Below are 6,529 nucleotides of genomic sequence, written 5' to 3'. Positions count from 1 at the left end.
CACCCGACCCACCCGGCGGTTGCCTGGATCGGCCTCGGCATCATGGGCTCCCCCATGTCCGAGAACCTGATCAAAGCGGGTTACGACGTCACCGGCTTCACGCTGGAGCAGGAGAAGCTGGACCGGCTGGCCGCCGCCGGAGGCACCGTGGCCGGGTCCGTGGCGGAGGCGGTGCGGAACGCCGACGTGATCATCACGATGGTGCCCGCCTCCCCGCAGGTCGAGGCCGTCGCGTACGGACCGGACGGCGTCCTGGAGAACGCCAGGCCGGGCGCCCTCCTGATCGACATGTCCTCCATCACCCCGCAGACGTCGATCGACCTGGCCGCGGCCGCCGGGGACAAGGGCATACGCGTGCTCGACGCCCCCGTGTCCGGCGGTGAGGCCGGTGCGATCGAAGCCGTGCTGTCCATCATGGTCGGCGGCGAGCAGGCCGACTTCGACGCGGCGAAACCGGTCTTCGAGGCGCTCGGCCGGACGGTCGTGCTCTGCGGCCCGCACGGCTCGGGCCAGACCGTGAAGGCCGCGAACCAGCTGATCGTCGCCGTGAACATCCAGGCCTGCGCCGAGGCCGTGGTCTTCCTGGAGAAGTCGGGCGTCGACCTCGCGGCGGCGCTCGACGTCCTGGGCGGCGGGCTCGCGGGTTCCACCGTGCTGACGCGGAAGAAGGACAACTTCCTGAACCGCGACTTCAAGCCGGGCTTCCGCATCGACCTGCACCACAAGGACATGGGCATCGTGACGGACGCGGCCCGCACTGTGGGCGCCCCCCTCCCCGTCGGCGCCGTGGTCGCCCAGCTCGTCGCCAGTCTTCGCGCCCAGGGCGACGGCGACCTGGACCACTCGGCCCTGCTGCGCGCCGTGGAGCGCCTCTCCGGCGCACAGGTCTGACGCCGGCACCCTCCCCGGACTCCCCGAACTTCCGGGCGGCGCCGCCGCTGACATCTGTCCCGTCGCGCCCAAGCGCCGACGCCGCCCGGAACCAGCAGCCCGCGCCGGGACGCCTGTCGGCACGCTCGTCGGCATACCCCATCGGCACGTCCCCGCGTACGCCAGTATGCGTAGGCCGTCTACGCCACCCTCAAATCAAGCTCTGAAGACGCTCCCGGAGGCTTCACCAGCCCCCGGGAGCGGGCACATTCTCGGCACATGAGGCCCGCCGGCACGGGGGCGGCGGGCCTTGAAACGGGGGAACGCCCTGGGAAGGGCAACGGGGGAACGCCCGGAAACGGGCAACGGGGGAACCATGAGCAGCGGTGCGACAAAGCGGCTCGCGGTAAGCGAGGTCCCACCGCTGCGGGGTGAGCCCCGCGCCGCCACGGCAGTCGCCGTCGGCGCGGGGCGTTTCCCGGGGCTCCGGCCTGGTGCCTCACTGTCGGGTGCCCAGCCGGGATCGGCGCCGAGATGGACCCCGGTCATCTGTTCTGGCAGAGCATGTAGCCTCTGGTCGCCATCGACCACCTCGGCGACCGGGTGTTCAACGCGGCCGCCAAGGACGTACGCGTCAACGAGCGGAACATGAAGCTCCACGGCGCCCTCGACGACCGCTTCCGCACTCCCGCGCCGGGTGACCCGAACACCCTGAACCTGGGCGGGCGTTATGTCCTCAACCACTTCCCCGAGGACGCGCCCTGGAACTTCGTCGCCGTCGGCCGCGGCCACGACACCGCCTACTGGGCCGACTTCCTCGACGCCCTGGCGAAGATCGATCCCGACCCCGTCAACATCGAACACGAGGACACCGAACTCGGCCAGTTGGAAGGGCTCCAGACCTCGGCAGCCACGCTCCTCGCGGCCGCGGAGGATCTCACCTCGCCCTGACGACTGGGCACCGCCGCCTGCTCCTCGGCGGACGCACCGGGCGACGGCGTACGGAAAGCCGTCGCCGGCCGCCACGAGTCCCATAGAGCAGCCCGACTCCCCTCACCCGTAACTGTTGCCGGGCTGCGCACCCGAGTGTGGGGCTACGACGGGCGGTTCCCCGCGCCCACCTCCACGCACCTGCACGGCGGTGTGACTCCGCCCGGCTCCGACGGCTACCCGACCGACATCGTCGTACCGAAGGGCTGGCGGCAGCCGTCGGGGCACTCCGGCCACGGCGGGGCGCCCATGCCGGCGGACGTCTGGCAGGTGTCGGACCTGACCAAGGAGTACGACTACCCGATGGACCAGCAGGCGGCGACGCTCTGGTACCACGACCACCGTATGGACTTCAGCGCCCCGCAGGTCTGGCGCGGCCTCGCCGGCTTCTTCCTCGTCCGTGACGACGAGGAAGAACGGCTGCCGCTGTCGGCCGGTGAACGCGACCTCCCCCTGATGATCTGCGACCGTGCCTTCGACGAGGACGGCTCCTTCCGCTATCCCTCCCTCGACCCGTCCCTCAAGGGCGAACCCGGCGTCGAGGACGCCTACATGGACGGCGTCATGGGCGATGTCACCCTCGTCAACGGAGCACCCTGGCCGGAGCTGGAAGTGGACGCCGTCCGCTACCGCTTCCGCATACTGAACGCGTCCAACGCCCGCCGCTACCGGCTCGCACGCGAACCGGGCGGACCGCTCACCCAGATCGGCAGCGACGCCGGACTGCTCGCCCGCCCCGTGGAACTGGACGCGGTCACCCTGGCGCCCGCCGAACGGGCCGAGGTGGTCGTCGACTTCTCGCGCTCGAAGCCCGGTACCGAGGTGCTCCTCGTCAACACCCTGGCCGACGGACGGATGAGGGACGTCATACGGTTCCGGGTGGCGCGCAGGGCGCGCGACGAGTCACGGATACCTTCGCGGCTCGTTGACGTCGAACAGCTCGGCCGGGCGCGCGTGGCGGCCGTCCGTACCTTCGACTTCCGCCTGACCCGCTCCGGAGGCTCGCACGCCTGGACGGTCAACGGACACCGCTTCTCCGTCGACAGGGACCTGGCCGCCCCGCGGCTGGGCACGGTCGAACGGTGGCGGTTCACCAGCGACTTCCACCATCCGGTGCACCTCCACCTGGCCCACTTCCAGGTGGAGGCACGGGACGGCCGGGCGCCGGAGGCGCACGAACGGGGCTGGAAGGACACGGTGGACGTACGGCCCTACGAGACCGTGGACGTGCTGGCCCGCTCCCACGGCTACCGGGGCCGGTACATGGTCCACTGCCACAACCTCGAGCACGAGGACATGGCGATGATGGCGAACTTCCGCGTCGTCTGATCCCGCCCGATCCCGCCTACATCCCGTGATCCCGCCTGGTCCCGCCTGGTCCCGCCTTCGATACTGAACCGTCTGGACGGCATAGTTACAGTATGTGACCGAGTCAGAAGAACGTGATTCTGGATGCAGCGATCCGTGTGACGGAACGGGACGGGAGCACCGGCCTCACCCTGGAGTCGGCGGCCGAGGAGGCCGACGTGACCAAGGGCGGACTGATGTACCACTTCCGCACGCGGGACGATCTGCTGGTGGCCATTCAGAAGCATCTGCCCCGGAGGTGGGAGGAGCTGCTCGAGGCAGAACTGGGCAAACCGCCGGAGGAAGCGACCGCGCGGGAGGCCGTGGCGGCGTACACCCGGGTGGGTGCTCAGGGCAGGGCGAGCAAGGCCGACCTCGCCTTCATGATCGAGTCGGCGACCAGCCCTGAGCTTGCCGCCGTCTGGGACGACCGCATCAGTCGCTGGGCGGCGCCTCCCGTATCCGCCGAACCGCAGGACATCGACTTGCTGGTCGCGCGGCTCGCCGCCGACGGCCTGTGGCTGCTGGAGGCCACCAGCGGGGTTCAGCTGCCGGCGCCCGTCATGGAGGCCCTGCGGCACCGGCTGACCGAGCTGACCGAAGGGGAGAGCGACAAGGGGAAGAGCGACAAGTCCGAGTGACCAGACGCTCTGTCACCCATCAGGCGTTCTCCTCCATCAGGCGCTCTCCCCTCCGTCAGGCACTCTCCTCGAACTCGACGACGTTGCTGATGTCGTTGGTCGTGGACATGGAGATGTTGGTGACGCGCTCCAGGATCGCCTCGACGACGACCGGGACCTGGTGTTCCGCGGCCAGCTTCTTGGCCTGCTCAAAAGCGGAGCGGAGCTCGTTCGGGTCGGTCACGCGGATCGCCTTGCAGCCGAGGCCCTCGGCGACCTTGACGTGGTCGACGCCGTAGACGCCCAGCTCGGGCGAGTTGATGTTCTCGAACTCCAGATTGACCTGGAAGTCGATGTCGAAGGCGCGCTGTGCCTGGCGGATCAGGCCCAGGTAGGCGTTGTTGACCAGGACATGGACGTACGGGATCTTGTGCTGCGCCCCGACGGCCAGCTCCTCCATCATGAACTGGAAGTCGTAGTCGCCGGAGAGCGCGACGACGGACGCCTCCGGGTCGGCCTTGGCGACGCCGAGCGCGGCCGGGACGGTCCAGCCGAGGGGGCCCGCCTGGCCGCAGTTGATCCAGTGGCGCGGCCGGTAGACGTGCAGCATCTGGGCGCCGGCGATCTGTGAGAGGCCGATGGTGGTGACGTAACGGGTCTCCGGCCCGAACGCCTTGTTCATCTCCTCGTACACGCGCTGCGGCTTGATGGGGATGTCGTCGAAGTGCGTACGGCGCCGGAGGCGGGCCTTCTTCTCCTGTGCGGCGGCGGCCCAGCCGGACCGGTCGGGCAGCCCACCCGCCGCCTTCAGCTCACCTGCCACCTCGACGAACAGTTCCAGTGCGGCCCTGGCGTCGGAGGTGATGCCGTAGTCGGGGGCGAAGATCCTGCCGATCTGGGTGGGCTCGATGTCGACGTGCACGAACTTCCGGCCGGCCGTGTAGACGTCGATCCTGCCGGTGTGCCGGTTGGCCCAGCGGTTGCCGATACCGAGGACGAAGTCGGACTCCAGGAAGGTCGCGTTGCCGTAGCGGTGCGAGGTCTGCAGGCCCACCATGCCGGCGTTCAGCTCGTGGTCGTCGGGGATGGCGCCCCAGCCCATGAGGGTGGGGACGACCGGGACGCCGGTCAACTCGGCGAATTCCACCAGCAGTTCGGAGGCGTCGGCATTGATGACACCGCCACCGGCGACGATGAGCGGCCGCTCGGAGTCGCCCAGCAGGGTGAGGGCCTTCTCGATCTGGGGCCGGGTGGCGGCCGGCTTGTAGACCGGCAGCGGCTCGTACGTGTCCGGGTCGAACTCGATCTCGGTGAGCTGGACGTCGACGGGCAGGTCGACGAGGACGGGCCCAGGACGGCCTGAGCGCATGAGGTGGAAGGCCTGCTGGAAGACACCGGGGACCTGCGCGGCCTCCAGCACGGTGACGGCCATCTTGGTGACCGGCCCGGCGATGGCCGCGATGTCGACGGCCTGGAAGTCCTCCTTGTGGATCACGGCGGTGGGAGCCTGGCCCGTGACGCAGAGGATCGGGACGGAGTCGCCGGTCGCGGAGTAGAGCCCGGTGATCATGTCGGTGCCGGCCGGTCCGGACGTACCGATACAGACGCCGATGTTGCCGGGGTGGGTGCGGGTGTAGCCCTCCGCCATGTGCGAGGCGCCCTCGACGTGGCGGGCGAGGGTGTGGGTGATCCCGCCGGAGGCCTTGAGCGCCGCGTAGAACGGGTTGATCGCCGCGCCCGGGACACCGAACGCGTCACGGACGCCCTCGCGCTTCAGGATCTCGACTGCCGCGCGGGCAGCGGTCATACGAGCCATGGAGTACTCCTGCTTCGGCTGTCGGACTCGCGCCTCCGTCGCGCCCCGCGGAGAACCGTGAGTTTCTTCCTTCGAGCAAGCCCCGTAAGCCTTGCCCACTTTCCATTTTTCCGTAATGCGGAAGAAGATTTCTACTATCTGGAATCAAGTTAGGGTGCTGGGTGAGGGCCGTCAAGGGTGACAGCGCTGTGCGGGGCGCGAATCGGGGCCGTCTCTCCGCGCGTTCGGGTGTCGGCGCGGTCCTCGCTGGAGGACGATGGAGGGGTTGGAGGGGCTGTTCCGGCGCCGAGTGGGCGCGGTGGTGGGGTGAGTGATGGGCGAGAGCGTCGTGGTGCGGTGTCCGGACTGTCGGCGTGATCACCGGTACGCGGCACCGGCCTATCCGTGCGTGTGCGGTGCCCCCGTCAGTCCACCGCTGAACCGGTTCGCCGTCCCGACCGTCGTCACCCACCGGACCTGGGAGGAGGACTGGGTCTCCGTCCGTTGCGGGACCTGTGGCCGCGACGAGCAGTGGCCGCATCCCGAGCTGGGCTGCCCCTGCGGGACCGTCCTCCGCGTACCCGTCGCGGGAACCCTGCGTCCAGCGCGTACGCGAGAGCCGTACGCCAGCGAGGTCGGGGCTCCCTCTGAGGGCTCCGGCCCGGACGACGGTTCCGACTCGGACACCGAGGTCGCCCCGCCGGCCGGCCGTCCCAGCGCGGACCCCGCACACACGGCCGGCGTGTCCGGCTCGCACACCGACACCGCACCCGCCGCCGACCGGTCCGACGCGCAGACCGGTACGAGGTCCACCGCCGACCCCGGCCTCCCGGACCCTGGCCCGAACCGGCGGCCGGCCCGTACTTCGGCCGACCGGGTTCCTTCCTCGCCCGACCCCGACCCCGAC

The 6,529-nt window shown here is 70.0% G+C and carries 5 protein-coding genes and 1 pseudogene; 5 read left to right on the top strand and 1 reads right to left on the bottom strand.

From position 1 onward, the window contains the following. The 4 genes from FPZ41_RS43780 to FPZ41_RS43765 all read left to right on the top strand — a co-directional run. On the top strand, positions 1 to 891 hold an 891-nt coding region (locus tag FPZ41_RS43780; protein WP_228023412.1), incomplete at its 5' end, for a 2-hydroxy-3-oxopropionate reductase. 582 nt (positions 892 to 1,473) lie between these two features. Beyond that, on the top strand, positions 1,474 to 1,821 hold the full coding sequence (locus tag FPZ41_RS43775; RefSeq protein ID WP_152870155.1) for a hypothetical protein: 348 nt from the start codon (positions 1,474 to 1,476) through the stop codon (positions 1,819 to 1,821). A gap of 135 nt (positions 1,822 to 1,956) precedes the next feature. Continuing rightward, complete coding sequence (locus FPZ41_RS43770) at positions 1,957 to 3,189, top strand: multicopper oxidase family protein (RefSeq protein WP_322621499.1); 1,233 nt, start codon at positions 1,957 to 1,959, stop codon at positions 3,187 to 3,189. A 113-nt stretch (positions 3,190 to 3,302) separates the two neighbouring features. Beyond that, complete coding sequence (locus FPZ41_RS43765) at positions 3,303 to 3,848, top strand: TetR/AcrR family transcriptional regulator (protein ID WP_322621498.1); 546 nt, start codon at positions 3,303 to 3,305, stop codon at positions 3,846 to 3,848. Between the two features lie 55 nt (positions 3,849 to 3,903). Here the strand turns inward: FPZ41_RS43765 and gcl are convergent, their stop codons facing one another. Further along, the gene (gene gcl / locus FPZ41_RS43760) at positions 3,904 to 5,643 is read right to left on the bottom strand and encodes a glyoxylate carboligase (RefSeq protein WP_152870153.1); all 1,740 of its coding nucleotides are present in this window, start codon (positions 5,641 to 5,643) and stop codon (positions 3,904 to 3,906) included. 313 nt (positions 5,644 to 5,956) lie between these two features. Here gcl and FPZ41_RS49200 point away from each other — a divergent pair. Beyond that, positions 5,957 to 6,529 (top strand): annotated as a pseudogene (locus FPZ41_RS49200) (hypothetical protein); the annotation flags it as partial.

The organism is Streptomyces acidicola, assembly GCF_009377235.1.
GTDB classification, from domain to species: domain Bacteria; phylum Actinomycetota; class Actinomycetes; order Streptomycetales; family Streptomycetaceae; genus Streptomyces; species Streptomyces acidicola.
This window is presented reverse-complemented; position numbering and strand designations above follow the sequence as displayed.

Bases quoted from the DNA above. Each gene is read 5' to 3' on its own strand.
- gcl (WP_152870153.1), bottom strand. From the start codon at position 5,643: ATGGCTCGTATGACCGCTGCCCGCGCGGCAGTCGAGATCCTGAAGCGC.